Below are 26,991 nucleotides of genomic sequence, written 5' to 3'. Positions count from 1 at the left end.
GCACTGCACCATCAATCGCCTATTGCGATGATGAAAGAATGGCAGACTAAACGGCCTGACTTATTTACCAAGCGGGTAGTTAATCACACGGGACCCGACAGTTAAAAACAAAATGGTCAGTTCATTAATTAAGATTAATATTTATTGCAATAATAACTTTGATTTTTATAAATATAGGCTACGCAGTTTCTCCTTTTGATCGAGTTACATTTGACATTAATAATTTAATTGACGCCGGGTAGGTGGGAACTACTTTGAAAGTACGCGTTTTCAATGCGCCAAAGTTTAAAATGTTATTTAACTTTGATCAAATCAGGGAGTCACCTGTCATGGCCAATTCAGAAGAGCAGACGAACCCTCGCACGGCATCCGGTGTTTCCTTATCGGGTAGCGAGCCGGGCGCCACGACGGGTTCTGTCGATCGTTCGCCGCAGGATGACATGCGCGAGAAAGGTCGCGAAACGGCTGACGAGATCCGGCAGACAGCGCAGCACAAGGCCGAGGGCGTTTTCGACCAGCAGAAGGGCGTCGCCGCCGATCAGGCAAAGAGCCTTTCCTCTGCGTTCCGCAAAATGGCGGAGGAGTTGGACGATCAAAAACAGGGCTATCTGTCGGGTTATGCCAAGCGCATGGCCGACTGTACCGATACCGCTTCCGAGCGCTTGCGAAACCAGGACATGAACGGGCTGATGGGGCAGGTGCGGGACTACAGCCGCCAGCAGCCGGCACTCTTCATGGGAGGCGCGGTCGCGGCGGGGTTCGTGCTGGCGCGGTTTTTGAACAGCTCCCAGAAACGTGACGAGACGCCATCGCCGCAGGGCAGCGGGAGCACCACGTCGGCCGGCATGTCCACTACGAGTGACTCGATACGTTCGAGCGATCGTGCCGACAAAGGGCTTTATTGATTGCCGAATGAATACTTCGACGCATTGCAGCGTCTTTTAGCGCAATTGAAATCACCCTGAAGTTGGCAGGCAGCCGATAGTTCTCGATGGCGGCTTTCATCGATGGATAACCATCGAACGTGATTCTCAGAAAACCGTCGTTGGAAGTGCTTCATTTGGAAAGCGATTCATGGAAAGCGCTCCTCGAACGAGCGCACGCAGAATCAATTCGACACGCCTTGATTCCTTCAAAAGCCAGGGAGGCTAAGTATGGATACTGATAATCGCAATTCGGGAGAAAGCGGCTCGTTCGGCTCGCTGATTTCCAGCCTGACGCACGAAGTGACGGCGCTCGTCCGCGATGAGGTCGAACTCGCCAAGGCGGAAATGCGGGAGAAGGTGTCGCAGGTAACGACGAGCGTCACCTCGATGGCGGTGGCGGGCGGCGTACTGCTGAGCGGCTTTCTCGTCCTGCTGGCCGCGGCCGTGTTCGGGCTGGATACCTTCCTGCAACGGCCCTGGCTTTCCGCGCTGATCGTCGGCGCCATCGTGGTCGTCATCGGCTTCATCATGCTGCAGAGCGCCAAGAAGAAGCTGAAGAGCGCCAATCTGGCACCCAACCGCACCATGGCCAGTTTCAGGAAGGATCAGGACATGGCGAAGAAGCATGAAGGTCAGGTCAAGGAGGAGTTGAAATGAGCGACCAACACGAACAGCGCAAACCCGAAGAGATCGAATCCGACATCAAGCAGCATCGTGAACGTCTCGACGATACGCTGGGGCAGATGGAAGAGCGTTTCTCCCCCGAGAAGCTGGTCAATAGCGCCTTCGACTACGTTCGCCACGGCGGCGCCAACGAGTTCGCGTCCAACCTGAGCAGCACGATCAAGAACAACCCGACGCCGTTTCTCGTCACCAGCATCGGGCTCGGCTGGCTCTTCTGGTCCCAGCGCAACGGCGGCCAGCACGCCTCGTCATTGAACATGCCCAACCGCCGTTACGATCCCTATGCGACGTCGACGGCCGGCGAAGCCATGGCGGCCGATGACCTGACATCCGGCATGCCGAACGGCAGCCAGGGCACCGATCAGTCTTACGCCCAAGCCCAGCCTCACGCCTCGGGGCACACCGCTGGTGTTGGCGGCAAGGCGCGCCATATGTCGGATAGCGTGAAGGATCGCACTCACGCCATGTCTCACGGACTGCACGACCAGGCCTCGCGCTTCGGTCACGGTTCCCGTGATGCCATGCACAGCGCTTCCGATCGCGCGCAGAGTTTCAGTCACCAGACTGCGGAGTTCGTCAGGGATCATCCGGTAATGGCCGGCGCGATCGGCATCGCCATTGGTGCTGCGCTGGGCGGGATTCTGCCGTCGACCCGTACCGAGGATCAGCGCTTCGGCGGGCTGCGTGACAAGGCCATCGACCGTGCTTCCCGTGAGGGCGAGCGCTACGCCGACGAAGCGCGTGACAAGGTTCACGAGAAGACCGAACACCAGAGCGGTGCCGGTCAGGATTCGCACCAGGGTGGAAGCCAGGGAGGAATGGGCTCACACGAGACGGGTTCATCCGGAACGGGCTCGCACGGAGCGGGTTCGCTCGGATCGAACTCTCATGAAGCGAGCTCGCACGAGACGTCCGGATCCCGCGGCACCTTGGGTTCGGCGGCGACGGGCATGCCCGGCGTCACCGCGGAGGAGATCGACAAGGGGCAGACCGCCGTGCCGCCCACGGCCACGACGCCCGGCTCCGCGAAAGAAGCCACCGATTCGAATCCTCGCCCCACGCCCCTCAAGGGTGGCGGAATGCACAGTGACGATCCGCGCTCGGACGGCAACGACCGTTGATGCGCGAGTTCGAAGCGACTCGGCAGAGCGCGCCTCACGCCTGAACCAGGAGGCGATGAACCCCGAACGCGCCGGCAGAACCGGAACCGGGAGCCCATTGGCTCCCGGTTTTTTGCGATCTTGAGGCCGGCAAATTTCCGCGCCGGTTTCAGTCCGTTTTCGGCATCAATACCCACATCTCGCCGCGCTGCTTCATCCGGCTGGCGGCTTCCCCGGCGGCATCGCCGTGACCCCAGTAGAAGTCCGCCCTGACCGCGCCCTTCACCGCGCTGCCGGTATCCTGCGCCACCATCAGCCGCTGCAGCGGCTGGTTGGAGAGCGGCTGGGTCGTGGAGAGGAACACCGGCGCGCCCAGTGGGATCTCGTCGGGATCGACCGCGATGCTGCGCTCGGAGGTCAACGGCACGCCCAGTGCCCCCACCGGGCCGCTGGTATCGGCCAAGGCCTCGCTGCCCTTGAGTTCGCGGAAGAACACCATGCGCGGGTTGACGTTGAGCATCTCCTCGACCTCGCCCGGATGCCGGCGCGCCCAGTCACGCACGCCGGGCAGCGTAGCCTGGGCCGGGGTGATCTCGCCCCGGTCGATCAAACGTTTGGCGAAAGACTTGAACGGCTGGTTGTTGGTGCCGGCATAGGCCACGCGCATGGTGGTGCCATCGGTCAGCTCCACGCGGCCGGAGCCCTGAATCTGCAGGTAGGCCGCCTCCACCGGATCGTCGACCCACACCAGCTCCGTGCCATCGAGATCGCCGCTGCGCATCAGCTCGGCGCGAGTGGGGCCGACATGGGTGTGCTTCTTCCAGTACTTCGGATACTGATAGAGCGGTATCTGGTACGGCCCGCCACGCACGCGGGAACCGCGCAGGATCGGCTCGTAGTAGCCGGTGATCAGCCCGGTGGCGCTGCCGTCGCTGTTGGTCACCCGGTAGGGCACGAAGCGGGATTCGAAGAAGTTCTGAATCGCCTGGGCGTTGAGCGGATCCACCGACTGCGAATCGCGGCACACGCCTGCCCATACCGGCTTGCGCTCGAGCCGCTTGCAGCTCTCCCGGAATGCGCTCCACGCCGCCATCGGTTGGTCACGGCTCCAGCCCGGCAGGTTGTGCCAGTTGGTCTTGCGCGCCGGCTGCTCCACCCGCGCCTCCGGGCTGCCGCTCGGGGCGGTGGTCACCATCGGGCCGCTGGAACAGCCGGCCACGAGCACGGCGAAAAAGAGACAGGCCAGCAGCGAAGGGAAGTGGCGTGATGACGCGAACGGACGCGGAACGCTGGAGAGCATGCAGATTCGATCCTTGAACACGATGCAGTCGGAAAGAGTGACAAACCGTCGAGTGAAAACTGAAGCGAGCATATCGCCGCCGCTCGGTGGCGTCGAGTCGGCGGTTCGATCCGCCAAATCCCTGCAAGTTCGCTCGCCGGCGCATTACACTGTGCCCTTTGCCTTCGCCGCAGGATCGTCCCATGACCCACGTCATCTCCATTCAGAGCCACGTCGCCTATGGCTACGTCGGCAATCGTGCCGCAGTGTTCCCGCTGCAGCGGCTGGGGCTGGAAGTCACCGCCATCAACACCGTCCAGTTCTCCAACCACACCGGCTACGGCGCCTTCACCGGCGATGTCTTCAGCCCCGATCACCTCAGAAACGTGCTGGACGGCGTCGAATCGCTGGTCGGGCTCGACGGCGTCGATGCCGTGCTTTCCGGCTACATGGGCGACGAAGGCATCGGCCGCGCCGTGCTGGATAGCGTCGACCGCGTCAAGCAGGCCAACCCGGAAGCGCTCTACTGCTGCGACCCGGTGATGGGCGACATCGGCCGCGGCTTCTTCGTGCGCGAGGGCATTCCCGAGTGGATGCGCGACCACGCCATCGCCCGCGCCGATATCGTCACCCCCAACCAGTTCGAGCTCGCCTTTCTTGCCGGTCGCGAGATCGACACGTTGGAAGACGCCCTCGCCGCCGCCGCCGCGCTGCGCGCCAAAGGCCCCAAGGTCGTGTTGATCACCTCGCTGGAAGTCGCCGGGGACGACGAGGGCCATATCGGCATGCTGGTCGATGCCGAAAGCGGCAGCTGGCGGATCGCCACCCCCAAGGTGGATTTCACCATCCCGCCCAACGGCGCCGGCGATTTCACCGCCGCCATGTTCCTTGCCCAAAGCCTGCGCGCCGGCCTTACCGAAGAAGGCCCCGCCCGCGCCCTGGAACAGACCGCCGCCGCCGTGCAGATGCTGTTCGAACACACCCGCCGCGCCGGCACCCGCGAACTGGCCGTGATCGCCGCGCAGCAGGATATCGTTTCGCCGACCGTCACTCTTCATGCCGAACGTCTCAGATAACCTCGCCACGGCCCACCAGCCGCCGCTCTACCTGGGCATGGCAATGTGGGCCAACGCCGACTGGCAAGGCTCCCTGCTGCCCGCCCATGGCGATGTGGACCTGCGCGACTACGCCAGCGTGTTCAACGCCGTGGAGGGCAACACCACCTTCTATAGCGGCATTCCCAAGGCGGAAACCGTCGCCGCCTGGGCCGAACAGGCTCCCGAGACCTTCCGCTTCTGCTTCAAGCTGCCCAGCCAGTTGACCCACGCCAAGCGCCTGCGCGATATCGATAACGAGTTCGAGCGCTTCATCGAACGGCTCGCTCCGTTGAAAGATCGTCTAGGGCCGATCATGGTTCAGCTACCACGGGATTTCGGCCAGGCAGAGCTGCCCGCGCTGGAGCGATTGCTCACTCACTGGCCACGGGAGATACCCCGTGCAGTCGAGGTCCGGCATAGTGATTTTTTCCACAAAGGGGCCGCGGAACAGGCATTCAACCGCTTGTTGATAAGTCAAGACGCCAATCGTGTAATGCTCGACGTGCGTGCGCTCTTTGCCACACCCCCAAGACTTGACAACCGGCTCGCCAAGGCGCAAGGCGAAAAGCCCAAAGTCCCATTACACGTGCTCTGCACGGCGGTCAATCCCGTTATTCGCTTTATCGGGCACTTCGACGAATCCATTAATCACGCCCGTTTCGAACCGTGGATAGAACGCCTCATCCTGTGGATAAAACAGGGGAAAACCCCTTTTCTCTTTGTGCATACACCGGATAACCGACAGGCGCCGGAACTGGCACGAAACTTCTACAACCGGATCGCCGAACGGATCGAATTGCCGCCGTTGGCGGAGTTTCCCGGTGAGCGACAGGAATCGCTGTTTTAGCCAAATCTGAAACAGGCTGTTGATAAACCGTTCGGTATGTTTCGCTCCCAACCGGATCTCGCCACGCGCCGTCGCCAACCTTCACGACCGCCAAAAACCGCGAATAAAGTTGATCTTCACGTAAAGGTCAAATAGCGCTAGGGTGGGGAAAATCAGAAAAGAGAATAATGCCGTGTCCGGCCAGACTTACGCCATTGGCGAACTTGCGCAACACTTCGATGTGACCACCCGCACCATCCGTTTCTACGAGCAGGAAGGCCTGCTCTCCCCCGAGCGGCGCGGCAAGACCCGCGTCTACCACGAGAAGGACCGCGTCCGCCTCAAGCTCGCCCTGCGCGGCAAGCGCCTGGGTTTCTCGCTGATCGAGATCCGCGAAGTGCTGGATCTTTACGACACCCGCCACGACGGCAGCGTCCGCCAACTCGAGCGCCTGCTCGAGATCCTCGCCGACAAACGCGCCAACCTCGAACGCCAGCTCGAAGACATCCGCGTCATGCAGCGCGAACTCGACCAGGTCGAAGAGCGGTGTAAAAGCGCGTTGGGGGAGTTGAAGGCGGCTGAAACGCGTCCTTGAGCATGGCTTACACCTGGAAGTTCACCATCAAGACCGCCGATTTTCCTCGACATCGTCAGCCAGCCAGACCTTGATCAGCGACTGATACGGCATGTCTCGCTTGTTGGCCTCGATCTTGATGCGATCCAGCAACGATTCCGGCAGCCTCAGCGAGATCGTCTTGGTCGATGGCTTCAGGTTGGGGAGCGCGGCACGCTTGGCCTGGTTCCAGTCCACATAGTTCGTGGAGTCATGGCTTTCCCAGAACGCGCGCTCTTCCGCTTCACTCTTGAATTCAGGCGTCGTCTTGGTTTTGCTCATAAATCCTCCGCTCCTTACGGTGCATGACTCGGGCCGAGATAACTCGGATCAGCGTACCGGCCGCGCGTAAGGTGAACGTGATGTGTAGCTGCCGATGATCGTCCGTGATGCCGAGGGCATGATATCGAGGTTCATCCTGGCTGTGCTTAATGTCTTCGATCAGTAGCAGTGGCTGATTAAAAAACACCTGTTCCGCCTCGGATTGGCGCACGCCGTGCTTATCCGCACTTTTGCGGGCATTGCCCTTATCCCAGTCGAAACCGGTTATCTGCGCCAAATCGATCATATTTTGTATATTGCCACAATATACATAGCATGCAAGTGGAGCCCTCGAGTGGCGCGGCAAGACCCGCGTTACTGTGAGAAGGACCGCGTTCGTCTCAAGCTCGCCCTGCGCGGCAAACGCCTGGGCTTCTCCCTGATCGAGATCCGCGAAGTGCTGGATCTTTACGACACCCGCCACGATGGCAGCGTCCGCCAACTCGAGCGCCTACTCAAGATCCTCGCCGACAAACGCGCTAACCTCGAACGCCAGCTCGAAGACATCCGCATCATGCAGCGCGAACTCGACCAGGTCGAAGAGCGATGCAAGGGTGCGTTGGGGGAATTGAAGGCGGCGGAACAGCGCTCCTGAGCATGGCGCGCCTCATCATGGTATGAGGCGAAGCACATCCTTTCTCGTCGATTCTCGACGAAACAGCGAATCTGCGCCGGAACCATGGCGGCCTAGGTGTGATCTCTCGGTAGGTTGTTCATCCGAAGCCTACCCGGACAATTGGAGGTGCGACCCAAACCAACCTCCAGGAGGCCCGGATGAACACCCATAAGAATGCCCGTCTCACACCGCATGGTCGAGCCCTGCTGGCCGCCCGTGTCATTGATGAAGGGCTACGGCCCAGGGAGGTGGCTCAAGCCCAGGGTGTCAGCGTGAGAACGGTCTACAAGTGGGTTCATCGTTTCCGCAAAGAAGGGGTTGCCGGTCTGCAAGACCGCACGTCGCGCCCTTCACGAAGCCCCCTGGCGACAGACGCCGCTACCGTCAAACAGCTCATCGAACGGCGTCAGCGACGTCAAACCTATCGCCAGATTGCCCAGGCGCTGGGGATCGGACAGAGCACGGTGGCGAGGATTCTCAAGCGCAAGGGGCTGAACCGGCTGGCTGCCCTGTCACCGGCAAGGCCCGACAATCGCTATGAGCACGAGGCGCCGGGAGACCTCCTGCACCTGGATATCAAGAAGCTGGGACGCTTCGAGCGCCCGGGGCATCGCGTAACCGGCGATCGCCAGCAGAACACGCCGAAGGCGGGGTGGGAATATGTCCATGTGGCCATCGACGATCACTCGCGACTGGCCTTCAGTAGCCTTCATCCCGACGAAACAGGCTGGAGTGCCTGCCTGGCCCTGCTGCAGACAGTGCGCTACTACGCCAGCCTGGGGATCCGCTTTACCCGGGTGCTCACCGACAACGGCGCCTGCTATCGCTCCCGTCGCTTCCAGCGTCTATGCCGGCGGCTGAGGCTGGAGCACCGCCGGACCAGGCCGTACAGCCCACGCACCAACGGCAAGGCCGAGCGGTTCATCCAGACAGCGCTGCGTGAGTGGGCCTACGCTCGGTCATACGCGAGCTCGGAGGAGCGAGGCAGGCACCTACCTGCCTGGCTTCACCAGTACAACTGGCATCGGCCGCATGCCAGCCTGGATTACTGTCCTCCGGTTAGTCGGCTGGGCCTTTCCGTGAACAACCTGGTGGGTTTACACACCTAGGTGATGCTTTCGTTGGCATTGCTCACCATGTAACGCTTGGTTACTGTGAACGAGACGTCACAACAGATGGGTTACTTGGTCAAAAAGGCTTAGGAACTGCCGCAGAGATGGTGTGAACCCGCATCATGCTGCATGGCGGGCGGTAGCGTGCCTGTTTAGCCGTCAGGCCTCTATTTATTTATAGGGCTACCCACCTCCCGGTCAGGCGGTCAGCTATACCGTTTCACCCGCATGATGGCGTTTACGCGCTTCGTCAGTTTTTGGCGGTCGATAGTTGTGTCCATGCGCTCCTCCACAGACTGCTGTATTAGATCCAGCAAAACATGCAAGAACGCGAATCCTTCATGATGCGACGGATTGTTCTTTGTATTATTTAAAAACAATGGGTTAGGCGTAAAAGAGCGTGCTAGACGAGATTGTTGAAAGCGCGCTCGTTCAAGTCTTAAAACGAGCGCGCTATCTAATACCTGTTAGCTGTCTTCTGTAAATTGCATACATCATCAATAGGAAATCGTAATGAGTATCTTGGACAAGAAAGAGATATTTACCGTTGAAGAATCAAGTGTGACATTTAAGAAATTAATTGACAATGCGCCAGTTGAAATAGCCAATACTCTAAATGAAAAAAGTGTAATCATTCTTCCTTCACACGGACATGATGATGCATATTATGCGGGGACATTAGATACTTTTGATTTCTTAAATGAAAATGGCGTAAATACGGATATCTATGCATCTGATGATGAATACAAAGAGCTTGGTTTACATGGTGCGGAAATTTGGCTTGGTACATTCATAATTCAAAGCGTTGTCGTACCAGTTTTTTGTGGTGTGATTTCTTCATATATCTACGACAAGTTAAAAGCAAAAGATGATGGTAATGTCGCATTGAAATTCATGGTTGAAAATAAAGAAGGAAAAACAACTGCTGTCGATTTTAATGGGAAAGTTGAAAACTTAAGCAAAGCTATAGATGCCGTAAAGAGCTTGGGCGATGAAAATTAAATTAATAACCATAGAAGACACTAAAAAACCTCAGATAAATCAAGTTCTAGAGTCACTTAAATCAGAAAAACAGGCCGCCGCCAGCAACGGTGACGAAGAAAAGGCCAATAATTGTTGGCGAGAGCTAGAGGCTTTAGAGTTAAATATTTTATTTATTAAAGTATTCCATGATTTAAAGGCAAAAAACTATAGGCAAGCATGGGATGAACTGGAGCAGTGCGAAATAAAATATGGCTTTATTAGTAACAACTCTACGCTAGAGTACTTAGACACCTCAAGATTGAATTTTATTAAAAACAAAATCAATAAGTTTCAATCTCTTTATCCTTACTGCGTGTTTTGCAGTCCCGGATTTAAAGTAGGTTATTACTCTTGTAGCATTTGTGGTCATAAATTTAGTCCAAGATCACGATGCGAGCATAAGAAGGGTAAAGTATATAATGGGGAGTTATGTCTCCACGAAGTACATGATATGGAGATGCTTGAGATATCTATCGTTACTAGACCTGTTCAAAAGTACTCAGTGATGCATGATGATTCAACACTGGATTTTACGCTTATAGAGCGTTTAGTGAGTTATTTAGATCATGCGTTTGAAGATTGGGATATCAATTGGACTAAAATGCGATTTCCTATTGAACGATTCAGTAATGTATCAAAAGATGATAAGTGCCCTTGTAAAAGTGGGGAAACATTTGGAGCGTGTTGTATGGATAAAGGATATGTTGAAATACCACACGTAGACTTTATTTTTTCAAAACCGTTACCAAGTGATGCTGAGGCTATCACTTTCCCCTATTAAAATGGCTAACAAAAGATTTTAGCCGGATTCGCAAACGTGTGCTGAACTCGCTTAGCTCAAACATGGCACACGTTCACTCATCGCTTAAGCTGGCGTTAGTAGACTAGTGTTCAAAAGGAAATTCCGTGGCAAGCGTCAAGGATAGATTAGTTCAATAATACGAAATAAACCTAGGGTTTTAACTCGTGCTATTTTTTGGAAAATCCCCCACACAAACTCTGAGGATGAAGTTTATCTAAAGTTAGGTCGTTATAACAAACCTAGAAATTGGAGTGAAACTGAAACTTTAGAGCTGGATAGCCCTAAAAGTGAACTAACTTTAGATGGCGAAGAATTCCAAAATTTAATTGAATTCATATCAACATATTACGAACCTTTCAAAGAAGGAACTAAAGCATTCCTCCCCTTGGATAATCCTTTTGATCTATCCAATGCAGAGCAAATAAAGCAACTATTAAACTTGCCTGATAAGAAAGGATTGCTTCAGTTCTTATTAAAAAATGATGTAATTCCTGAAGATCTAGAAATTGGTTTGTCTCATGCAAGGAAAATGAAAGCTGTAGATGAGTTTTATTATCTATTAGAATCTGACTTTACTGAAAATAGATGGCAAAATTGGTTTGAAAAAAATAGTTGGGTATTAGGTAGTGACTTCGTTAAAGTGCTAGATGAAAGAGTTATTGATACGCAAAATATTTCAGATTTTCTAATGCAAAGCTACGATGGCTTTTTAGACATTATAGAAATTAAAAGACCAGAAGGCGGTTTGAGATTTTGGGCGTCCTCATTAGATCATGATAATTACTATCCACACTCGGATCTTGTAAAAGCAATCACTCAATCTATTAGTTACATTCATGAAGTTGAACTACGGGCTAATGATATGAAGTTCTTTGAACGTGTTGGTAATATCAAAACCATTAAGCCTCGTTGTACCTTAATATTTGGGCGTTCCAATGACTGGAATCAAGCGCAACAAGAAGCGTTTAGAGTTTTAAATAGTAGTTATCATAATTTAACAGTTATGACGTTTGACCATGTTATAGAACGAGCTAATCGAATACTGGGCAAAGGATGCTAACAAGTCAATTCAGCAGAACAAAAACAGTTGATTTTGCTCCTGCGTCGCTAATTTTAAACAACTATTTTTTGCCTCTGATTGAGGGGTTACATTTCAAAAGATACCTATGGGCACTGAGACATTAGTAAACCGAATATTGGAAGAGTATTTTCAAGTCGAAGAAATATCTGAGTCGGATAAAAGAACGCCCGGTTTTCTTGTGCGTGACGGAACGAACGAATACTTGGTAGAGGTTAAAGAGAAAGAGGCAAATCCAGCACTTGGAGAAGCAAAAGAGGAGGCATTTAAGTATCGGGATTCAAAGATGCTGTAATGGTCACCGGCCGTAAAGGTGAGGCTACTCTCTGCGTAAACGATCATTCCCCTCGATATGACCAATTAAAAGCGTCGATGTTAGTCTAATCTATGCCAGTTGGTGTCAGAGATCCGATACATGAAGAAAAGAAAGGCTGTGCTTTTTTGGTTGATGGTGAAGTGGATCGTAGCAAGCCGAATGAAGTATTGAATTACCTTGAGAAAAGTACAAAACGGAGAAGCTCAACGTAATGCAAATGCGCCATATGGAGGTGCATATGGCCGTCCCACAGGACAAAATGTAACAAGCACAGGCACTGGGACAAAATTGCCGCCGCAGATCGCGGCGTTAGATTTAAGGAGACTAGCATGACTTCAATCGGAGGGATCGAGCTCCATTATTATTTGGAAGATGGCGAGCACTCCATGGATGCTGTTCTTCGTAATCGCTGCGAGGCTGAATTACTCTCTATTTTTCATGAAGTTGCCTCTACTCTTGGATTGCCCGTACAGATCGATGCTCAAGCGCTTGCAGAAGGTGGCTTGAGAGAAATTTGGAAATGGGCCGGAGAGAATTCGGGGCAGTTGGGTGTTGTTCTCTCCGTTGTAGCTATTCTTGTCTCCCTTGCACCACAGATATACGAATCAGAGGAAGAGGCGCTCAGCAAGGAGTTAACAGAGCTTAGTATTGAAGAAAAAAGACTCCAAATTGAAAAGCTGCGCCAAGAATTACGTGAAGTGGAGACCATAACTGAGAATGCTACACGAGACAATATTGTTCACTTATTGAAAAAAGAACCTAAGGTAGTTGTCAGAAGGTCAAACTTCTACAAAAGCTTAAGTGGTCATGATGCCGTAAAATCAATCGGAATTTCACCGCTAGATCAAAATCTCAAACCTTTTGCTTCAGAAAGAAATGTTCCCAAGGAGCGATTCCAAGATTTCGTACTGACTTCGTATTCGATAAAGCCGTTAATTATCGAGAACGCCAATATCGAAGTTGTAAGCCCTGTGTTGAGAAAGGGACGGTACAAGTGGAAAGGGATTTATGATGATCGGGTTATTGGCTTCACAATGCAGGATGCAGCTTTTCAGCACCAAGTTTTAAGGGAAGACGTCACCTTTCAACATGGTACGTTTTTGGAGTGTGTTCTCAATATTTTTAGAAAGCTAGATGAGGTTGGTGAGGTTGAGATAACCGCCTATGTTGTGACAACTGTAATTCGTAAATATGACGAAAGGCAATCGATCGAGACTCCGCAAGGAAAAAGTTATAAGCATGCGCAGAAATTGCGAGCCTCCCAATCAGACCTATTCGGAGACGGTAAACAAGAAATCTAACCAGTGCAGGCACCGCGACGCCCTACAGCGACGCCCACTACATTACGCTTTCGGCTTCCTTACGTAGGCGCGCATGCTGCAAGCGATCACTTCGCCGCCAGCGCCACACCCACCTTCGACCGATTCGGCTTGCCGATGGTCTGTGTTATCCACACCCCTATCGGCTCCAGCTCGTCCAGGTTCGCGCCGCGCTTTATCACCGAGACCACTGCCAATGAATCCGCCGGGCCAGTACAGCTTGTGCCATCGCTGGCGGTCGGCTGATGCGTGTCGTTCGTCTTGACGTACGTACCTAAAGGCGTACATTGATATCAGTTGAACAAGCAGGAGATGCGTCATGACCGGAATCACAGCCACTGAGGCGCGTAGCAATCTCTATCGGTTGATCGATGAAACCGCCGAATCCCATCAACCCATCGTCATCATGGGTAAGCGGAACAAAGCGGTTCTGGTCTCCGAAGAAGACTGGTCGGCCATTCAGGAAACACTTTACCTGCTCTCCGTTCCTGGTATGCGGGAGTCGATTCGAGAGGGGATGGATACCTCCGTGGATGAATGCGATGAGGAGCTGGACTGGTGACATGGAGGTTGGTTTACACCAAGCAAGCCCAGAAAGACGCGAAGAAACTGGCCTCCAGCGGTCTCAAGCCAAAAGCCCAGGAATTGCTGGCGCTGATTGCGGAAGACCCTTACCGCAAGCCACCTCCGTTTGAGAAGCTCATTGGTGATCTCACCGGGGCCTATTCACGCCGCATCAATATCCAACATCGTCTGGTCTATCAAGTGATTGAAGACGAGCGGGTGGTGAAGGTTCTCAGACTCTGGAGCCACTACGAATAATTCATGACCAGTCGCGGTTGTCTGGCAATTTCTCCACCGCTTGGGTGCCAATCTCGCGTCTGAGCACGGCTTCGTAGATACACGAGCCAAGCTAATGCGATGAGCTGTTTGCCGCCAGCGCCACACCCACCTTCGACCGATTCGGCTTGCCGATGGTCTGTGTTATCCACACCCCTGTCTCTGCCAACTTATCCAGATCCACGCCGGTCTCGATACCCAGGCCGTTGAGCAGATAGATCACGTCTTCGGTGGCGACGTTGCCGGTGGCGCCCTTGGCGTAGGGACAGCCGCCGAGTCCGGCGACGGCGCTGTCGATCACGCCGATGCCTTCCTCGAGCACGGCGTAGAGGTTGGCGAGTGCCTGGCCGTAGGTGTCATGGAAGTGGGCGGCGAGGTGATCGATGGGGATCTCTTTGGTCACGGCTTCGAGCAGGCGCCTGGCCTTGAGCGGCGTGCCGACGCCGATGGTGTCGCCGAGCGAGATCTCGTAGCAGCCCATCTCATGCAGCGCCTTCGAAACCTCGGCGACCCGGGCGGGGGCGACCTCGCCTTCGTAGGGGCAGCCGAGCACGCAGGAGACATAGCCGCGCACGCGCACGTTTGAGTCCCGGGCGCGTTCGATCACCGGGGCGAAGCGGTCCAGCGATTCGGCAATGGAGCAGTTGATGTTCTTTTGCGAGAACGCTTCGCTCGCCGCCGCGAAAACGGCAACTTCCTCGACGCCGCACGCCAGCGCGGCTTCCAGCCCTTTCAGGTTCGGCGTGAGCGCGGAGTAGACCACGCCCGGCCGGCGTCGAATGCCGGTCATTACCTCGCGGTGATCCGCCATCTGCGGTACCCACTTGGGCGAGACGAAACTCGCCGCTTCGATCCGTTTTAGCCCTGCCGCGCCGAGCCGGTCGATCAGTTCCAGCTTGGCGGCCGTGGCGATGGGTTCGGCTTCGTTCTGCAGCCCGTCCCGCGGGCCGACCTCGACGATACTCACCCGCTTCGGCATGCTCATTTATGCGCTCTCCTCAAGGGATGCATCCTGGAAGCGTAACAGCTCATCCCCCTGCGCCACCGCATCGCCCACCTTGAAGTGAAACGCTTCCACCGCGCCGGCGGCGGGGGCGCTCAGGGTGTGCTCCATCTTCATCGCTTCCACCACCACCAGCGGCGTGCCTTTCTCGACCGGTTGGCCGGGTTCGACCAGCAGCGCCACCACGGTGCCGTGCATGGGGGCGGTCAGTTTGGCCTCGACCTCATGCGATAGGTGATCGACCCGATCCGAGCGCCGCCAGATCAGGCGGGATTCGAAGCCGGCGGCGGTGAGGATGATCGTTTCGCCATCCAGAGCGGGATCGGTGCGCGCCAGCAGGCGCCGGCGATGCCCATCTAGTGTGATCGCCACGGCGTCGCCGTCGAGCCGCTGCAACTTCCCCTCGTAGTGATCCGGCTCTTCTCCATTCCGATTCACGGCCAGATGCCAGGAGTCGTGCGGTGCGGATCGGGTGGCGATCACAGGGATCGGTGGCGCGCCTTCGGCCTCGGCAAACGCCAGTCGAACGTGCTGCGGGGCGTTGAGTCGCCAGCCGTCACCGCGCTCCCACGGAGAACGTTCATCGCTGGCTCGATACAGCCGGTCGAGTGCCACCAGCGCAGCGCGAGCGATGTCCTCATCGGTGACCGGTTCACTCGCGAACAGATCATCGTGGTGGTGTTCGATAAAGCGGGTGTCGAGCCGGGCGGCGATGAAATCCGGGTGCGTCACCAGGCGCTGCAGAAAACGGCGATTGGTGGTCACGCCGGAGACATCCAGCGCCGCCAGCGCACGATCTATCTCCGCCAGGGCCTGGCCGCGATCCTCGCCGTGGACGATCAGCTTGGCCAGCATCGGGTCGTAGTGCATCGAGACGTCATCGCCGGCTTCGACGCCGCTATCCAGGCGTACGCAATCCGGCGCAAGACCGCCGGCGTTCAGGTCAAGTCCGAAGCGTTCGAGCGTGCCGGTGGCGGGCAGAAAGTCGTTGTCCGGGTCTTCGGCGTAGAGCCGCGCTTCGATGGCGTGGCCGGTCAACGTCAGCGCGTCCTGGGCCTTGGGCAGCGAGAGGCCAGCGGCGACGCGCAGTTGCCACTCGACCAGATCCTCGCCTGTGATCATCTCGGTCACCGGGTGCTCGACCTGCAGCCGGGTGTTCATCTCCATGAAGTAGAAATACGCCGCTTCGCTCGAAGAGGTTTCAGAGGCGGCATCCAGCAGAAACTCCACCGTCCCGGCGCCGACGTAGCCGATCTCCTGGGCGGCGCGGACGGCAGCTTCGCCCATCGCCTTGCGCAGTGCGGGGGGCAGGTTGGGCGCCGGGGCTTCTTCCAGCACCTTCTGGTGGCGGCGCTGCACGCTGCAGTCGCGCTCGAACAGGTAGACGCCGTTACCCTGGCTGTCGCAGAACACCTGCACTTCGACATGGCGCGGCTGGGTCAGGTACTTCTCGATCAGCATCCGTTCGTCACCAAACGCGGCGCGGGACTCCCGGCGGCAGCCGTCGAGCGCGGCCTGGAACTCGCGGTCGGATTCGACCACGCGCATGCCCTTGCCACCGCCGCCAGCGCTGGCTTTCAGCAGCACCGGGTAGCCGATCTTTCCGGCTTCCTCCCTCAGCAGGGCATCGTTCTGCGCCTCGCCGTGGTAGCCGGGCACCAGCGGCACACCAGCATTAAACATGCGCGCCTTGGCCGATGCCTTGTCGCCCATGGCGGCGATGGCGCTGGCCGGCGGGCCGACGAACACGATGCCGGCGTCCTCGCAGGCGGCGACGAACTCGGCGTTTTCGGAGAGAAACCCGTAACCCGGATGAATGGCGTCGGCGCCGCTACGCCGGGCGGCCTGGATGACCTTGTCGATATCGAGATAGCTCTCCCGCGCGGGCGCCGGGCCGAGACGCACGGCCTCGTCGGCCTCGCGCACGTGGAGTGCGTTGGCGTCGGCATCGGAATAGACGGCGATGGTGCGAAGTCCCAGGCGGCGGGCGGAGCGCATCACGCGGCAGGCGATCTCGCCGCGATTGGCGATCAGCACCGAACGTAGCGGGCGAGGTGCGTTGGTCAGGCTCATGAGCGCGGTTCCTTATCCGTATTGCCGTCTTTATTCCCGTTGGTGCCACCCGCGCTTTGCCAGGCCGGCGGGCGCTTGTCGAAGAAGGCGGCCAGACCTTCCTGCCCTTCGCGGCTGACCCGCAGCTCGCTGATGGTGCGGCAGGTGCTCTCGCGGGTGGCGTCGCTGTCGGGCTCGCGGGCCACCTCGGCGAGCAGGGCCTTGGTGGTGCGCTGGGCCTGGGGCGAGGCGGCGAGCAGTTGGTCGATCATCTGGTCGATGCGGCCATCCAGTGCGTCGGGATTCGCGTCGGCACCGACGACCTCGTGAACCAGCCCCAACGCCTGCGCGGTGGCGGCGTCGATCACCTCGGCGGTCAGCGCGTAGCGGCGCATCTGGCGGGGGCCGATGGCGCGTTGCACGTAGGGGCTGATCACTGCCGGCGAGAGGCCGATACGCACTTCGGAGAGGCAGAACTTGGCCCTGTCGGCGGCGATCACCACATCGCAGCAGGCGGCGAGCCCCACCGCGCCGCCGTAAGCCGCACCCTGCACGCGGCACAGGGTCGGGCAGGGCAGCTCGTCCAGCTGCTGCATCAGTCGCGCCAACTCGCGGGAATCGGCCAGATTGTCGTCGAAGCCGTAGTCGACCATGCGCTTCATCCAGTGCAGGTCGGCGCCGGCGGAGAAGTGCTTGCCGTTTGAAGCCAGCACCACCAGCCGCACCTCGCCGCGTTCCGCCAGCACGTGCAGCTTTGCCAGATGGGCGTTGAGCTCGCCGATCAACGCATCGTCGAAAGCGTTGTGGACCTCTGGCCGATCCAGAGTCAGCCGCGCGACGCCGCGGGCGTCGATGGTCAAACGAGTGAAGCTATCGGATATGGCTGCCATGGCGGCCTCTCATGATCATGTTGGCTTCGAGCTTCGAGCTTCGAGCTTCTCGTGGCTCGCTGCCCGTCGCTCGTGGCTGGGCGCGAAGCGCCTACATCCGGAACACGCCGAAGCGCGTCTCTTCGATCTCCGCATTCATCGCGGCTGACAGCGCCAGGCCGATCACGTCGCGGGTCTGCAGCGGATCGATCACGCCGTCGTCCCACAGCCGTGCGCTGGCGTAATAGGGGTGGCCCTGGCGTTCGTACTGTTCGCGAATCGGCGCCTTGAACGCGGCTTCCTCGTCTTCCGGCCAGTCGCTACCGTCCCGTTCGAGCTGCTCGCGCTTGACCTGGGCCAGCACGTTGGCGGCCTGCTCGCCGCCCATCACCGAGATGCGCGCGTTGGGCCACATGAACAAGAGATTCGGGTCATAGGCGCGGCCGCACATGCCGTAGTTGCCGGCACCGAAGCTGCCACCGATCAGCACGGTGAACTTGGGCACTTCCGCGCAGGCCACGGCGGTGACCAGCTTGGCGCCGTGCTTGGCGATGCCTTCCTGCTCGTACTTGGAGCCGACCATGAAGCCGGTGATGTTCTGCAGAAAGATCAGCGGAATCTGGCGCTGGGCGCAGAGCTCGATGAAGTGCGCGCCTTTCTCGGCGGATTCCGAGAACAGCACGCCATTGTTAGCGACGATGCCTACCGGATGGCCGCACCAGTGGGCGAAGCCGGTGACCAGGGTGTCGCCGTAGTAGCGCTTGAATTCGTCGAAATCGGAATCGTCCACCAGCCGTGCGATCACCTCGCGCACGTCGTACGGCTTGCGCAGGTCGGTACCGACGATGCCGTAGAGCTCCGAGGGATCGAGCCGCGGCGGGCGAGGCTCGCGCATCGCCAACCGGCCGCGCTTGTGCCAGTTGAGCCGGGAGACAGCGCGGCGGGCGAGCTGCAGCGCGTGGGCGTCGTTCTCGGCATAGTGGTCGACCACGCCGCTGATCTTGGCGTGAACGTCGGCGCCGCCCAGATCCTCGGCGCTGATGGTCTCGCCGGTGGCGGCCTTCACCAGCGGCGGCCCGCCGAGAAAGATGGTGCCCTGGCCGCGCACGATGATCGATTCGTCCGCCATCGCCGGCACGTAGGCGCCACCGGCGGTGCAGGAGCCCATCACTACCGCGATCTGCGGGATGCCTGCGGCGGAAAGCGTGGCCTGGTTGTAGAAGATGCGGCCGAAGTCGTCGTGATCGGGGAAGACCTCGTCCTGCTCGGGCAGGTAGGCGCCGCCGGAGTCGACCAGGTAGACGCAGGGCAGCCGATGCTTGCGCGCGATCTCCTGGGCGCGCAGGTGCTTTTTCACCGTCAGCGGGAAGTAGGTGCCGCCTTTCACCGTGGCATCGTTGGCGACGATCACGCACTCCACGCCGCTGATGCGCCCGATCCCCGCCACCACGCCGGCGGCGGGCACGGGGGAGTCGTAGACCTCGTGCGCCGCCAGCGCGCCGATCTCCAGAAACGGCGCGCCCTCGTCGAGCAGATGGTCAATGCGGTCGCGCACGAACAGCTTGCCGCGAGATTCATGCCGCGCACGGGCCTTGTCGCCGCCGCCCTGGGCGATGGCGGCGGTCAGTTCGCGCAGCTTGTCGACTTCGCCCCGCAGCGCCGCCTCGTTGGCCTGGAAGGTGTCCGTGCGGGGGTTGATCTGTGTCGTTAGCACTGCCATGGAATATCCTCTGACGAGCTTCGAGCTTCGAGCTTCGAGCTTCGAGCTTCGAGCTTCGAGCTTCGAGCCGCTCGTGGCCCGGAACCCGTGGCTCGTGGCTGGGGTCAAGCCGATTCGTTGAAGAGCTCACGCCCAATCAACATCCGCCGAATCTCGCTGGTCCCGGCGCCGATCTCGTAGAGCTTGGCGTCGCGCAGCAATCGTCCGGTGGGGTATTCGTTGATATAGCCGTTACCGCCGAGCAGTTGGATCGCGTCCAGCGCCATCTGGGTGGCTTTTTCGGCGCAGTAGAGAATCACGCCGGCGGCGTCCTTGCGGCTGACCCGACCCCGGTCGCAGGCGCCGGCCACCGCGTAGAGATAGGCACGACAGGCGTTGAGGGTGGTGTACATGTCGGCGAGCCTGCCCTGTACCAGCTGGAACTCGCCGATCGACTGGCCGAACTGCTTGCGCTCGTGAACGTAAGGCACCACCACGTCCAGGCACGCCTGCATGATGCCCACCGGGCCGGCGGCGAGCACGGTGCGCTCGTAATCGAGCCCGCTCATCAGCACGCGTACGCCGCGGTTCTCCTCGCCCAGCACGTTTTCCGCCGGCACTTCACAATCCCGGAACACCAGCTCGCAGGTGTTGGAGCCGCGCATGCCCAGCTTGTCGAGCTTCTGCGCGGTGGAAAAGCCGGCGAAATCTTTCTCGATCAGAAACGCGGTGATGCCCTTGGCGCCGGCGTCCGGGTCGGTCTTTGCATAGACCACCAGCACGTCGGCGTCGGGGCCGTTGGTGATCCACATCTTGTTGCCGTTGAGCACGTATCTGTCGCCGCGCTTGTCGGCGCGCAGGCTCATCGAGACCACGTCCGAGCCCGCGCCGGGCTCGGACATCGCCAGCGCGCCGACATGCTCGCCGCTGATCAGCTTGGGCAGGTATTTGGATTTCTGCTCCGCGCTGCCGTTGAGCTTGATTTGATTGACGCAGAGATTGGCGTGGGCGCCGTAGGAAAGCCCCACCGACGCGCTGGCCCGCGAGATCTCTTCCATGGCGATGCAGTGAGCGAGATAGCCCATGCCGCTGCCGCCGTCTTCCTCGCCGACGGTGATGCCGAGCAGGCCCATGTCGCCGAACTTCTGCCACAGATCGGCAGGAAAGGCGTTGTCGTGGTCGACCTGGGCCGCGCGCGGGGCGATCTCGTCGCGGGCAAAGGCGTTGACCTGCTCGCGCAGCATGTTGAGCGTGTCGTCGAGGCCGAAATCGAGCTCGGTATAGGGGGCGTACATGGTGGAATCCTCGCTGTCGGATACAGCTTCTACGTCTTGATACGTTGACGTTAACGTCAAATCGCGGGCGCGACCATAGCCCCTCGACCATGGTCTTAGGCGCTTGCGACCGCCTCCCGCGCCAGCAGCAAGATCTTGCCATCGGCCTGGGCGACCTCTTCCCCGCGCTGATTGCGACAGGTGCCTTTCAGAACGGCGATGCCACCGTGATGCTTGGGTTTGGGGATCAGCTCGTCGATACGCCAGCTCACCGTCAGGGTGTCGCCGGCGAAGACTGGAGCGACAAAGCGACAGTTGTGTTCGAGGTAGGCGACGGCGGTGGCGTAGAAGAACATGCCGATGGAGGCGGTCATGTAGGCCGAGGTCATCGGTCCATGCAGGATGCGCCGACCAAACCGGGTCTGTTTGGCGAATTCTTCGTCGCTGTGCAGCGGATTGAAGTCGCCGAACAGTCCGCAGGCCTGGCTGATATGAGTCTCGGTAATGGTCAGGGTCTGGCCGAAGGATGTTTCCAGGTCCAGTTCGTCGAACGCTTTACCGACAAAATTCATCGGGTGTCTCCTATTTGAAGAGCCTGTGAAGAACGTGAAAAAGAGGGTCTGCGATCGCGACGGTCATCCGTCGTCGCTCGGATTCAATGCCTTGAGTGCCCTGCGCACGACCTTGCCGGTGGCCGTCATGGGGAATTCATCGACGAACATGACGTCTCGCGGATATTCATGCGCGGCGAGGCGCGAACGCACATGCTGTTGCAGTTCTTCGATCAGCGCCTTCGAAGGTGCCCAGCCTTCGGCGAGAACGACGTAAGCCGCGACGATCTCGGTGCGTAGAGCGTCCGGCTTGCCCACGACCGCCGCCATGCGCACGGCCGGGTGGCGCAGCAGGCAGTTTTCGATCGGTGCCGGGCCGATGCGGTAGCCGGCGCTGGTGATGACGTCGTCGTCGCGCCCGATGAAGGTGAAATAGCCCTCGGCATCGCGACTGCCCATGTCGCCGGTCAACAGCCAGTCACCGGCGAACTTGGCCCGTGTCGCTTCCGGATTCTGCCAGTAGCCTAGAAACATCACCGGATCGGGAGCATGAACGGCGATATGGCCGATCTCCCCCTCGGACAGCGGGTTACCGTCGCTATCGACGATCGCCATTACATGGCCCGGCGCGGCCTTGCCGATGGCGCCGGGGCGATGCACATCGAGAGACGCACACGACGACAGCACCATGTTGCATTCGGTCTGGCCATAGAATTCGTTGATGGTGACGCCGAAAGTCTGGCGGCCCCACTCAAGCAAGGCTTCGCCCAGAGCCTCGCCACCGCTGGCGACACTCCTGACCGCAAGCCGCCAGTGGATATGCGGCGACTCGACCCGACGCATCAGCTTGAGCGCCGTGGGCGGCAGGAACAGGTTGCGGATCTGGTGGCGATCGATCAGCTCGAAGGCTTTTTCTGGCGAGAACTTGAGCATGCGATGCGCGACGATCGGTACCGCGTGATAGAGCGCCGGCAACAGTACGTCGAGCAGCCCGCCGATCCACGCCCAGTCGGCCGGCGTCCAGAATCGATCGCCGGGCTGTGGCAACAGATCGTGAGAGATCTCGACGCCGGGCAGGTGTCCCAGCAGCACTCGATGACCATGAACCGCGCCCTTGGGGCTGCCGGTGGTGCCTGAGGTATAGATGATCAGCGCGGGGTCGTCGGCACGACTATCGTAGGTCGTGAAGTCGCTGGAAGCTCGCGCCAGCTCGGCGTGGAAATCGAGCGCATCATGGATCGGGGCGCTCGCATCCGATCGCGAATCGATGGTGTAGATCGAGGTCAGCGTCGGCACCTGGTGACGAATCTCGTCCAGCGTTGCCAACCCTCGCTTGTCGCTGACGATGGCGCGCATTTCGCAGTCGGCGAGCCGATGCTGCAGCGCCTCTGGGCCGAACAGGCTGAACAGGGGGACCGAGATAGCGCCGAGCTTGAAGCACGCCAGGTGTGAAATCGCGGTTTCACGGCACTGGGGAAGCAGCACGCCTACCCGGTCGCCGGGTCGGACACCCTGCGTGGTCAGACTGTTGGCCAGTCGATTGGCGTCCTGCTGCAGCTCGCGAAAGGTGATATCGCGATGGCTGCCATCCTCCCGTACCTCGATCATCGCCACTCGCTGGGGGTCGTCTGCCCAGCGATCGCAGCAGACGGTCGCGATATTGAAGCGCTCCGGCACGTCCCAGTCGAAGTCGGCGTAGAGACGGTCGTAATCGTGGCCCGATGGCAGCATTGCGGTTTCTCTGGATGGCGTCATCGAATTAGAAACTCCCGAACAGCGTGCCCAGCGTGATCACGGCGACCAGCGTGATCATCGGCACTACGATAGTGACCATGGCAATGTTGGGATACGCCTGACGATGGGTCAGACCGCAGATCGCCAGCAGCGTGATGACCGCGCCGGAGTGGGGCAACGTATCCATGCCGCCAGCGGCAATGGTGGCGACCCGATGCAACAGCTCGGGGTCGAGGCCGACGGCATTGGCCATGCGCAGATAGTCGTCGCCGAGCACGCTGAGCGCGATGCTCATGCCGCCGGAGGAGGAACCGGTAATGGCGGCCAGCACGTTCATCGAGACCGCCTCGGAGATCAGCGGGTTGCCGGGGGCGAGGCTGAGCACGGCATCGCGGATGACGACGAAGCCGGCCAGGCTGGCAATGACCGCGCCGTAGCCCACTTCGGAGGCGGTGTTGAACACCGGCAGCATCGAGCCGAAACAGCCCTTGTTGATGGTCTCCTTGAGGTCTTCCCAATGTCGCCAGCGGGTCGCGATCAGCCAGGTGCAGGAGATCAGCAGGGCGATGATGATCGCCCACAGCCCGAGCATCGAGCTGGGGTTGAGACTGCCGAAGCGCTCTTCCGGTAGCTGCGAGAAGTCGATGCTCGGCAGTATCCAGTAAGTCAGCAGGCCATTGAGGAGAATCACCATCACCAGCGGGGTGAAGGCGGCGATGGTGCCGATCTCGGGCACCTCGGCAATATCGATCTTCTCGTTGGGATGATGACCATAGTCCTCGCCCTTGCGCATGGCCTTGCTGGCACGGGACTGCAGCCACCAGGTGCCCAGCCCCAGCATCAGGCAGCCAGCGACGATGCCGAGCCCCGGCGCGGCGAAGCTGGTGGTCTGGAAAAACGGAATCGGAATCGCGTTCTGGATCGCCGGCGTCCCCGGCAGCGCGGTCATGGTGAAGGTGAACGAACCCAGCGCGATGGCGCCGGGAATCAGCCGCTTGGGCGTGCCAGTCTCGCGGAACAGCGCCGCACCGATGGGAAAGACCGCAAACGCCACCACGAACAGCGACACGCCGCCGTAGGTGAGAATGGCGCAGGCCAGCACCACCGTGAGCACCACGTGGCGAGTACCGAGACGGCGGATGATCCAGCGTGCGATGGCATGGGCCGCACCGGAATCTGCCATCAACTGGCCGAACAGCGCGCCGAGGATGAACAGCGGGAAGAATTTGATCAGATAGCCCCCGAGGGCGCTCATGAAGGTGCCGGTGTAGATCGGCAGCAGCAGCCCGGCCTCCCCCGAGAGCAGCACCGCCAATGACGCCATCAGCGGGGCCAGCAGCAGTACGGTAATACCTCGATAGGCGAAAACGATCAGCAGGATCAGCGATAGAACGATAGCCAGCGTACTCATGAATCCTTGGCCTCAGTCGGAGTCCGAGTGCCATCGGGCGGCACCGGGAGCATTGTTGTTGTGAGCGGGTTTTTCAGTGAATAGCCAAATGGGCCGTCATGCGAATGTCGCAGCAGAGCCCGAGATGACGATAGGTATTGATTGACGTTGACGTCAACGTGTTAATAGAGAACCTAGCCTAAAGAGGGAGGCCGCCAGCCTCCCCACCACTTGATTGCAGGAGGCCCCTGTCATGCCGATCTGGAAACGCGAGTCATCGCTGGAAGCACTCGAGGCCGAGTGTCGGGAAACGCTGGTCAGCCACGTCGGTATCGAATTCACCGAGCTGGGCGAGGATTGCCTGCGTGGCCGCATGCCGGTGGATGACCGAACCCGCCAACCGTACGGGCTGCTCCACGGCGGCGGCTCGGTGGTGCTGGCGGAAACGCTGGGCAGCATCGCCGCCAATCTGTGTCTCGCCGATCCGAACAGGATGGCAGTCGGGCTCGATATCAATGCCAACCACGTCCGCGCGATGCGCGAAGGCTGGGTCGAAGGCTGCGCCCGGCCACTGCATATCGGTGCCACGACGCAGCTGTGGGAGATCCGCATCGAGGACGAACGCGGCCGGCTGGTATGCATGTCGCGGTTGACCATGGCGGTGGTCAATCGGGGGTGATCACTCCAACCCCAGCTCCTGGCTGGTGGACTGCCGCATGCGGAATTTCTGGATCTTGCCACTGACGGTCATGGGGAATTCATCCACGAAGCGCACATAGCGCGGGATCTTGTGATGATCGATGCGATTGCGGCAGTAATCGCGGATGGCTTCCTCGTCGAGCTCCACGCCTTCCACCAGCCGGATCCAGACCGCTACCGCTTCGCCGTACTTCGGGTCCGGCACGCCGAAGACCTGGGCATCGGAAATCGCCGGGTGGGTGTAGAGAAACTCCTCGATCTCGCTCGGATAGAGGTTCTCGCCGCCGCGAATGATCATGTCCTTGATGCGCCCGGTGATCGCCACGAAGCCGTCGTCGTCCATCATCGCCAGGTCGCCGCTGTGCATCCAGCGCTGCGGGTCGATCGCCTGATGCGTGGCGTCGTCGTCGTTCCAGTAGCCGAGCATGACGCTGTAGCCGCGGGTGCAGAGTTCGCCGCTGACCCCGCGCGGCACGATCCGGCCGCTGGCGGGGTCGACGATCTTCACTTCCAGGTGCGGATGGATGGTGCCGACGGTGGAAACCCGCTTGGCCAGCGGGGCGTCGGTGCGGGTCTGCAGGCTGACCGGGCTGGTCTCGGTCATGCCGTAGCAGATGGTGACGTCTTTCATGTGCATGCGCTCGATCACCCGCTTCATCACTTCGATGGGGCAGTTGGAACCGGCCATGATGCCGGTGCGCAGGCTGGAAAGATCGAACTCGGCGAAGCGCGAATGCTCCAGCTCGGCGATGAACATCGTCGGCACGCCATAGAGCGCCTGGGCCCGTTCGGCTTCCACGGCGCGCAGCGTGGCCTCGGGATCGAAACCATCGTTGGGATAGATCGCGGTAGCGCGATGGGAAAGACACGCCAGGTTGCCCATCACCATGCCGAAGCAGTGATACAGCGGAACCGGAATCACCACGCGCTCGCCCGGTTGCAGGTTCATCCCGCCGCCGACGAAGTAGCCGTTGTTGAGAATGTTGTGATGGGTCAGCGTCACGCCCTTGGGCGCGCCGGTGGTGCCGGAGGTGTACTGGATATTGATCGGGTCGTCGAACTGCAGCGCCGCCTGACGTTCGGCGAGGCGTTCGACCGGCGTGCTGGCGGCGAGGGTGTGCAGCTCGGGCCAGCACCACATGCCGGGCGTGGCGAATGTCTCGTCGAGGCAGATCACATGCTTCAGCCGGGGCAGGGCTGCGCATGCCTGCAGCCGATCTCCAGCGCTTGGCGGATCGCGCAGTTCCGGCGCGATTTCACAGAGGATGTCGACGTAATGCGACTTGATTGTGCCGCTGACCCGATACGCGCCTTGCAACACCAGGGTGGAAAGGCCGGATTGGGTCAGCGCGTGTTTGAGCTCGTGGGCGCGATAGCTGGGGTTGAGATTGACCAGGATCGCACCGAGCTTGGCCGCGGCAAGCTGGGTGATGGCCCACTCGGCGCAATTGAGCGACCAGATGCCGACCCGGTCGCCGCGCTCGACGCCCAGCGCCATCAGCCCCCGGGCGATGCGGTCGGCCTCTGCACGCAATTCGGCATAGGTATAGCGCAGGTTCTGATGGCAACTGACCAGCGCTTCGCGCTCGGGGCATTCGCTGGCGGCGGCGTCCAGACAGTCGCCGATGGTCATGCCGATCAGGGGCAGATCGCTGGTACCGCTGACATAACTGGCACGGGGTCCGTGCGCAGGGGCATCGCTTGCAGACATGCTGGCTTCTCCGGTAGGGGCGCCGCCATTCGGGGCGTGCTGCCGAGTGGGTCGTTT

At 59.1% G+C, this 26,991-nt stretch carries 28 protein-coding genes and 1 pseudogene; 17 read left to right on the top strand and 12 right to left on the bottom strand.

Going from position 1 to position 26,991, the window contains the following annotated elements; all coding sequences use genetic code 11:
- From BC443_RS19030 to BC443_RS03840, 4 genes and pseudogenes are all read left to right on the top strand, one after another.
- A pseudogene (locus BC443_RS19030) lies at positions 1–105 on the top strand (IS481 family transposase); the annotation flags it as partial.
- Positions 106–254: 149 nt separating this feature from the next.
- On the top strand, positions 255–905 hold the full coding sequence (locus BC443_RS03850) for a hypothetical protein (protein ID WP_139284237.1): 651 nt from the start codon (positions 255–257) through the stop codon (positions 903–905).
- A 249-nt stretch (positions 906–1,154) separates the two neighbouring features.
- The gene (locus BC443_RS03845; protein ID WP_071230522.1) at positions 1,155–1,583 is read left to right on the top strand and encodes a phage holin family protein; all 429 of its coding nucleotides are present in this window, start codon (positions 1,155–1,157) and stop codon (positions 1,581–1,583) included.
- Positions 1,580–2,731: a DUF3618 domain-containing protein gene (locus BC443_RS03840; protein ID WP_071230521.1), complete on the top strand. Its 1,152-nt coding sequence runs from the start codon at positions 1,580–1,582 to the stop codon at positions 2,729–2,731. Before BC443_RS03845 ends, BC443_RS03840 begins: the two co-directional genes overlap by 4 nt.
- Before the next feature lie 148 nt (positions 2,732–2,879).
- Here the strand turns inward: BC443_RS03840 and BC443_RS03835 are convergent, their stop codons facing one another.
- Positions 2,880–4,010, bottom strand: a complete 1,131-nt coding sequence (locus BC443_RS03835; protein ID WP_071230520.1) for an MltA domain-containing protein — start codon at positions 4,008–4,010, stop codon at positions 2,880–2,882.
- Positions 4,011–4,192: 182 nt separating this feature from the next.
- Between BC443_RS03835 and pdxY the strand changes: the two genes are divergently transcribed.
- From pdxY to BC443_RS03820, 3 genes are all read left to right on the top strand, one after another.
- Positions 4,193–5,065, top strand: coding sequence for a pyridoxal kinase PdxY (gene pdxY / locus BC443_RS03830; protein WP_071230519.1), 873 nt, complete (start codon positions 4,193–4,195; stop codon positions 5,063–5,065).
- Positions 5,046–5,933 carry a DUF72 domain-containing protein gene (locus BC443_RS03825; protein WP_071230518.1) on the top strand — a complete coding sequence of 296 codons (888 nt, stop codon included), beginning with the start codon at positions 5,046–5,048 and terminating at the stop codon, positions 5,931–5,933. The genes pdxY and BC443_RS03825 overlap by 20 nt, the downstream gene beginning before the upstream one ends.
- A 172-nt stretch (positions 5,934–6,105) precedes the next feature.
- Positions 6,106–6,507 (top strand): MerR family DNA-binding transcriptional regulator, encoded by a 402-nt coding sequence (locus BC443_RS03820; protein ID WP_071230517.1) that lies wholly within the window; start codon positions 6,106–6,108, stop codon positions 6,505–6,507.
- Between the two features lie 27 nt (positions 6,508–6,534).
- Here BC443_RS03820 and BC443_RS03815 read toward each other — a convergent pair whose 3' ends face one another.
- Together BC443_RS03815 and BC443_RS03810 are read right to left on the bottom strand one after the other, a co-directional pair.
- Positions 6,535–6,807, bottom strand: coding sequence for a BrnA antitoxin family protein (locus BC443_RS03815; RefSeq protein ID WP_071230516.1), 273 nt, complete (start codon positions 6,805–6,807; stop codon positions 6,535–6,537).
- Complete coding sequence (locus tag BC443_RS03810; protein ID WP_071230515.1) at positions 6,782–7,093, bottom strand: BrnT family toxin; 312 nt, start codon at positions 7,091–7,093, stop codon at positions 6,782–6,784. The genes BC443_RS03815 and BC443_RS03810 overlap by 26 nt, the downstream gene beginning before the upstream one ends.
- A gap of 48 nt (positions 7,094–7,141) precedes the next feature.
- Here BC443_RS03810 and BC443_RS18100 point away from each other — a divergent pair, with 48 nt between their 5' ends.
- The 9 genes from BC443_RS18100 to BC443_RS03785 all read left to right on the top strand — a co-directional run bounded on the left by BC443_RS18100 (position 7,142) and on the right by BC443_RS03785 (position 13,934).
- Positions 7,142–7,441 (top strand): MerR family DNA-binding protein, encoded by a 300-nt coding sequence (locus BC443_RS18100; protein ID WP_247643213.1) that lies wholly within the window; start codon positions 7,142–7,144, stop codon positions 7,439–7,441.
- 179 nt (positions 7,442–7,620) lie between these two features.
- Entirely contained in the window at positions 7,621–8,571 is a 951-nt protein-coding gene (locus tag BC443_RS03800; RefSeq protein ID WP_071230514.1) for an IS481 family transposase, read from the top strand.
- Between the two features lie 516 nt (positions 8,572–9,087).
- Positions 9,088–9,576: a hypothetical protein gene (locus BC443_RS18445; RefSeq protein ID WP_139284236.1), complete on the top strand. Its 489-nt coding sequence runs from the start codon at positions 9,088–9,090 to the stop codon at positions 9,574–9,576.
- The gene (locus tag BC443_RS18440) at positions 9,566–10,378 is read left to right on the top strand and encodes an SEC-C metal-binding domain-containing protein (protein WP_139284235.1); all 813 of its coding nucleotides are present in this window, start codon (positions 9,566–9,568) and stop codon (positions 10,376–10,378) included. The genes BC443_RS18445 and BC443_RS18440 overlap by 11 nt, the downstream gene beginning before the upstream one ends.
- 406 nt (positions 10,379–10,784) lie before the next feature.
- Complete coding sequence (locus tag BC443_RS18095) at positions 10,785–11,459, top strand: Shedu anti-phage system protein SduA domain-containing protein (protein WP_210766239.1); 675 nt, start codon at positions 10,785–10,787, stop codon at positions 11,457–11,459.
- 106 nt (positions 11,460–11,565) lie between these two features.
- Positions 11,566–11,772: a hypothetical protein gene (locus BC443_RS18880; RefSeq protein WP_210766238.1), complete on the top strand. Its 207-nt coding sequence runs from the start codon at positions 11,566–11,568 to the stop codon at positions 11,770–11,772.
- Between the two features lie 350 nt (positions 11,773–12,122).
- On the top strand, positions 12,123–13,094 hold the full coding sequence (locus BC443_RS03795) for a hypothetical protein (RefSeq protein WP_071230513.1): 972 nt from the start codon (positions 12,123–12,125) through the stop codon (positions 13,092–13,094).
- Between the two features lie 337 nt (positions 13,095–13,431).
- Positions 13,432–13,674, top strand: coding sequence for a type II toxin-antitoxin system Phd/YefM family antitoxin (locus BC443_RS03790; protein ID WP_009722422.1), 243 nt, complete (start codon positions 13,432–13,434; stop codon positions 13,672–13,674).
- Positions 13,671–13,934, top strand: coding sequence for a Txe/YoeB family addiction module toxin (locus BC443_RS03785; RefSeq protein WP_071230511.1), 264 nt, complete (start codon positions 13,671–13,673; stop codon positions 13,932–13,934). The genes BC443_RS03790 and BC443_RS03785 overlap by 4 nt, the downstream gene beginning before the upstream one ends.
- Before the next feature lie 91 nt (positions 13,935–14,025).
- On the opposite strand, the gene BC443_RS03780 is transcribed toward BC443_RS03785, so the two are convergent.
- The 8 genes from BC443_RS03780 to BC443_RS03745 all read right to left on the bottom strand — a co-directional run bounded on the left by BC443_RS03780 (position 14,026) and on the right by BC443_RS03745 (position 24,545).
- Entirely contained in the window at positions 14,026–14,937 is a 912-nt protein-coding gene (locus BC443_RS03780) for a hydroxymethylglutaryl-CoA lyase (protein WP_071230510.1), read from the bottom strand.
- Positions 14,938–17,028, bottom strand: a complete 2,091-nt coding sequence (locus BC443_RS03775; RefSeq protein WP_071230509.1) for an acetyl/propionyl/methylcrotonyl-CoA carboxylase subunit alpha — start codon at positions 17,026–17,028, stop codon at positions 14,938–14,940.
- Complete coding sequence (locus BC443_RS03770; protein WP_071230508.1) at positions 17,025–17,897, bottom strand: enoyl-CoA hydratase/isomerase family protein; 873 nt, start codon at positions 17,895–17,897, stop codon at positions 17,025–17,027. Before BC443_RS03770 ends, BC443_RS03775 begins: the two co-directional genes overlap by 4 nt.
- Before the next feature lie 91 nt (positions 17,898–17,988).
- On the bottom strand, positions 17,989–19,596 hold the full coding sequence (locus BC443_RS03765) for a carboxyl transferase domain-containing protein (protein ID WP_071230507.1): 1,608 nt from the start codon (positions 19,594–19,596) through the stop codon (positions 17,989–17,991).
- 104 nt (positions 19,597–19,700) lie between these two features.
- Complete coding sequence (locus BC443_RS03760) at positions 19,701–20,870, bottom strand: isovaleryl-CoA dehydrogenase (protein ID WP_071230506.1); 1,170 nt, start codon at positions 20,868–20,870, stop codon at positions 19,701–19,703.
- 95 nt (positions 20,871–20,965) lie between these two features.
- A complete protein-coding gene (locus BC443_RS03755; RefSeq protein ID WP_071230505.1) occupies positions 20,966–21,421 on the bottom strand; it encodes a MaoC/PaaZ C-terminal domain-containing protein in 456 nt (151 codons plus the stop codon).
- Positions 21,422–21,484: 63 nt separating this feature from the next.
- The gene (locus BC443_RS03750; RefSeq protein WP_210766237.1) at positions 21,485–23,155 is read right to left on the bottom strand and encodes an acyl-CoA synthetase; all 1,671 of its coding nucleotides are present in this window, start codon (positions 23,153–23,155) and stop codon (positions 21,485–21,487) included.
- Between the two features lie 4 nt (positions 23,156–23,159).
- Positions 23,160–24,545 (bottom strand): GntP family permease, encoded by a 1,386-nt coding sequence (locus BC443_RS03745; protein WP_071230502.1) that lies wholly within the window; start codon positions 24,543–24,545, stop codon positions 23,160–23,162.
- A gap of 232 nt (positions 24,546–24,777) precedes the next feature.
- Between BC443_RS03745 and BC443_RS03740 the strand changes: the two genes are divergently transcribed.
- Positions 24,778–25,203, top strand: a complete 426-nt coding sequence (locus tag BC443_RS03740; RefSeq protein WP_071230501.1) for a hotdog fold thioesterase — start codon at positions 24,778–24,780, stop codon at positions 25,201–25,203.
- Here the strand turns inward: BC443_RS03740 and BC443_RS03735 are convergent, their stop codons facing one another.
- A complete protein-coding gene (locus BC443_RS03735; RefSeq protein ID WP_071230500.1) occupies positions 25,204–26,934 on the bottom strand; it encodes an AMP-binding protein in 1,731 nt (576 codons plus the stop codon). It abuts the gene before it with no gap.
- Between the last annotated feature and the right edge of the window lie 57 nt (positions 26,935–26,991).

It is taken from the genome of Salinicola sp. MIT1003 (assembly GCF_001858555.1).
GTDB classification, from domain to species: Bacteria; Pseudomonadota; Gammaproteobacteria; order Pseudomonadales; family Halomonadaceae; genus Salinicola; species Salinicola salarius.
The sequence above is the reverse complement of the archived record's forward strand: the minus strand, read 5'-3'. Positions and strand labels throughout refer to the sequence as shown.

Bases quoted from the DNA above. Each gene is read 5' to 3' on its own strand.
- pdxY (WP_071230519.1), top strand. From the start codon at position 4,193: ATGACCCACGTCATCTCCATTCAGAGCCACGTCGCCTATGGCTACGTC.
- BC443_RS03810 (WP_071230515.1), bottom strand. From the start codon at position 7,093: ATGATCGATTTGGCGCAGATAACCGGTTTCGACTGGGATAAGGGCAAT.
- BC443_RS03790 (WP_009722422.1), top strand. From the start codon at position 13,432: ATGACCGGAATCACAGCCACTGAGGCGCGTAGCAATCTCTATCGGTTG.
- BC443_RS03745 (WP_071230502.1), bottom strand. From the start codon at position 24,545: ATGAGTACGCTGGCTATCGTTCTATCGCTGATCCTGCTGATCGTTTTC.
- BC443_RS18445 (WP_139284236.1), top strand. From the start codon at position 9,088: ATGAGTATCTTGGACAAGAAAGAGATATTTACCGTTGAAGAATCAAGT.
- BC443_RS03755 (WP_071230505.1), bottom strand. From the start codon at position 21,421: ATGAATTTTGTCGGTAAAGCGTTCGACGAACTGGACCTGGAAACATCC.
- BC443_RS03825 (WP_071230518.1), top strand. From the start codon at position 5,046: ATGCCGAACGTCTCAGATAACCTCGCCACGGCCCACCAGCCGCCGCTC.
- BC443_RS03775 (WP_071230509.1), bottom strand. From the start codon at position 17,028: ATGAGCCTGACCAACGCACCTCGCCCGCTACGTTCGGTGCTGATCGCC.
- BC443_RS03740 (WP_071230501.1), top strand. From the start codon at position 24,778: ATGCCGATCTGGAAACGCGAGTCATCGCTGGAAGCACTCGAGGCCGAG.
- BC443_RS03840 (WP_071230521.1), top strand. From the start codon at position 1,580: ATGAGCGACCAACACGAACAGCGCAAACCCGAAGAGATCGAATCCGAC.
- BC443_RS03735 (WP_071230500.1), bottom strand. From the start codon at position 26,934: ATGTCTGCAAGCGATGCCCCTGCGCACGGACCCCGTGCCAGTTATGTC.
- BC443_RS03750 (WP_210766237.1), bottom strand. From the start codon at position 23,155: ATGACGCCATCCAGAGAAACCGCAATGCTGCCATCGGGCCACGATTAC.
- BC443_RS03845 (WP_071230522.1), top strand. From the start codon at position 1,155: ATGGATACTGATAATCGCAATTCGGGAGAAAGCGGCTCGTTCGGCTCG.
- BC443_RS03795 (WP_071230513.1), top strand. From the start codon at position 12,123: ATGACTTCAATCGGAGGGATCGAGCTCCATTATTATTTGGAAGATGGC.
- BC443_RS03770 (WP_071230508.1), bottom strand. From the start codon at position 17,897: ATGGCAGCCATATCCGATAGCTTCACTCGTTTGACCATCGACGCCCGC.
- BC443_RS18440 (WP_139284235.1), top strand. From the start codon at position 9,566: ATGAAAATTAAATTAATAACCATAGAAGACACTAAAAAACCTCAGATA.
- BC443_RS03765 (WP_071230507.1), bottom strand. From the start codon at position 19,596: ATGGCAGTGCTAACGACACAGATCAACCCCCGCACGGACACCTTCCAG.
- BC443_RS03800 (WP_071230514.1), top strand. From the start codon at position 7,621: ATGAACACCCATAAGAATGCCCGTCTCACACCGCATGGTCGAGCCCTG.
- BC443_RS03815 (WP_071230516.1), bottom strand. From the start codon at position 6,807: ATGAGCAAAACCAAGACGACGCCTGAATTCAAGAGTGAAGCGGAAGAG.
- BC443_RS03835 (WP_071230520.1), bottom strand. From the start codon at position 4,010: ATGCTCTCCAGCGTTCCGCGTCCGTTCGCGTCATCACGCCACTTCCCT.
- BC443_RS03780 (WP_071230510.1), bottom strand. From the start codon at position 14,937: ATGAGCATGCCGAAGCGGGTGAGTATCGTCGAGGTCGGCCCGCGGGAC.
- BC443_RS18880 (WP_210766238.1), top strand. From the start codon at position 11,566: ATGGGCACTGAGACATTAGTAAACCGAATATTGGAAGAGTATTTTCAA.
- BC443_RS03760 (WP_071230506.1), bottom strand. From the start codon at position 20,870: ATGTACGCCCCCTATACCGAGCTCGATTTCGGCCTCGACGACACGCTC.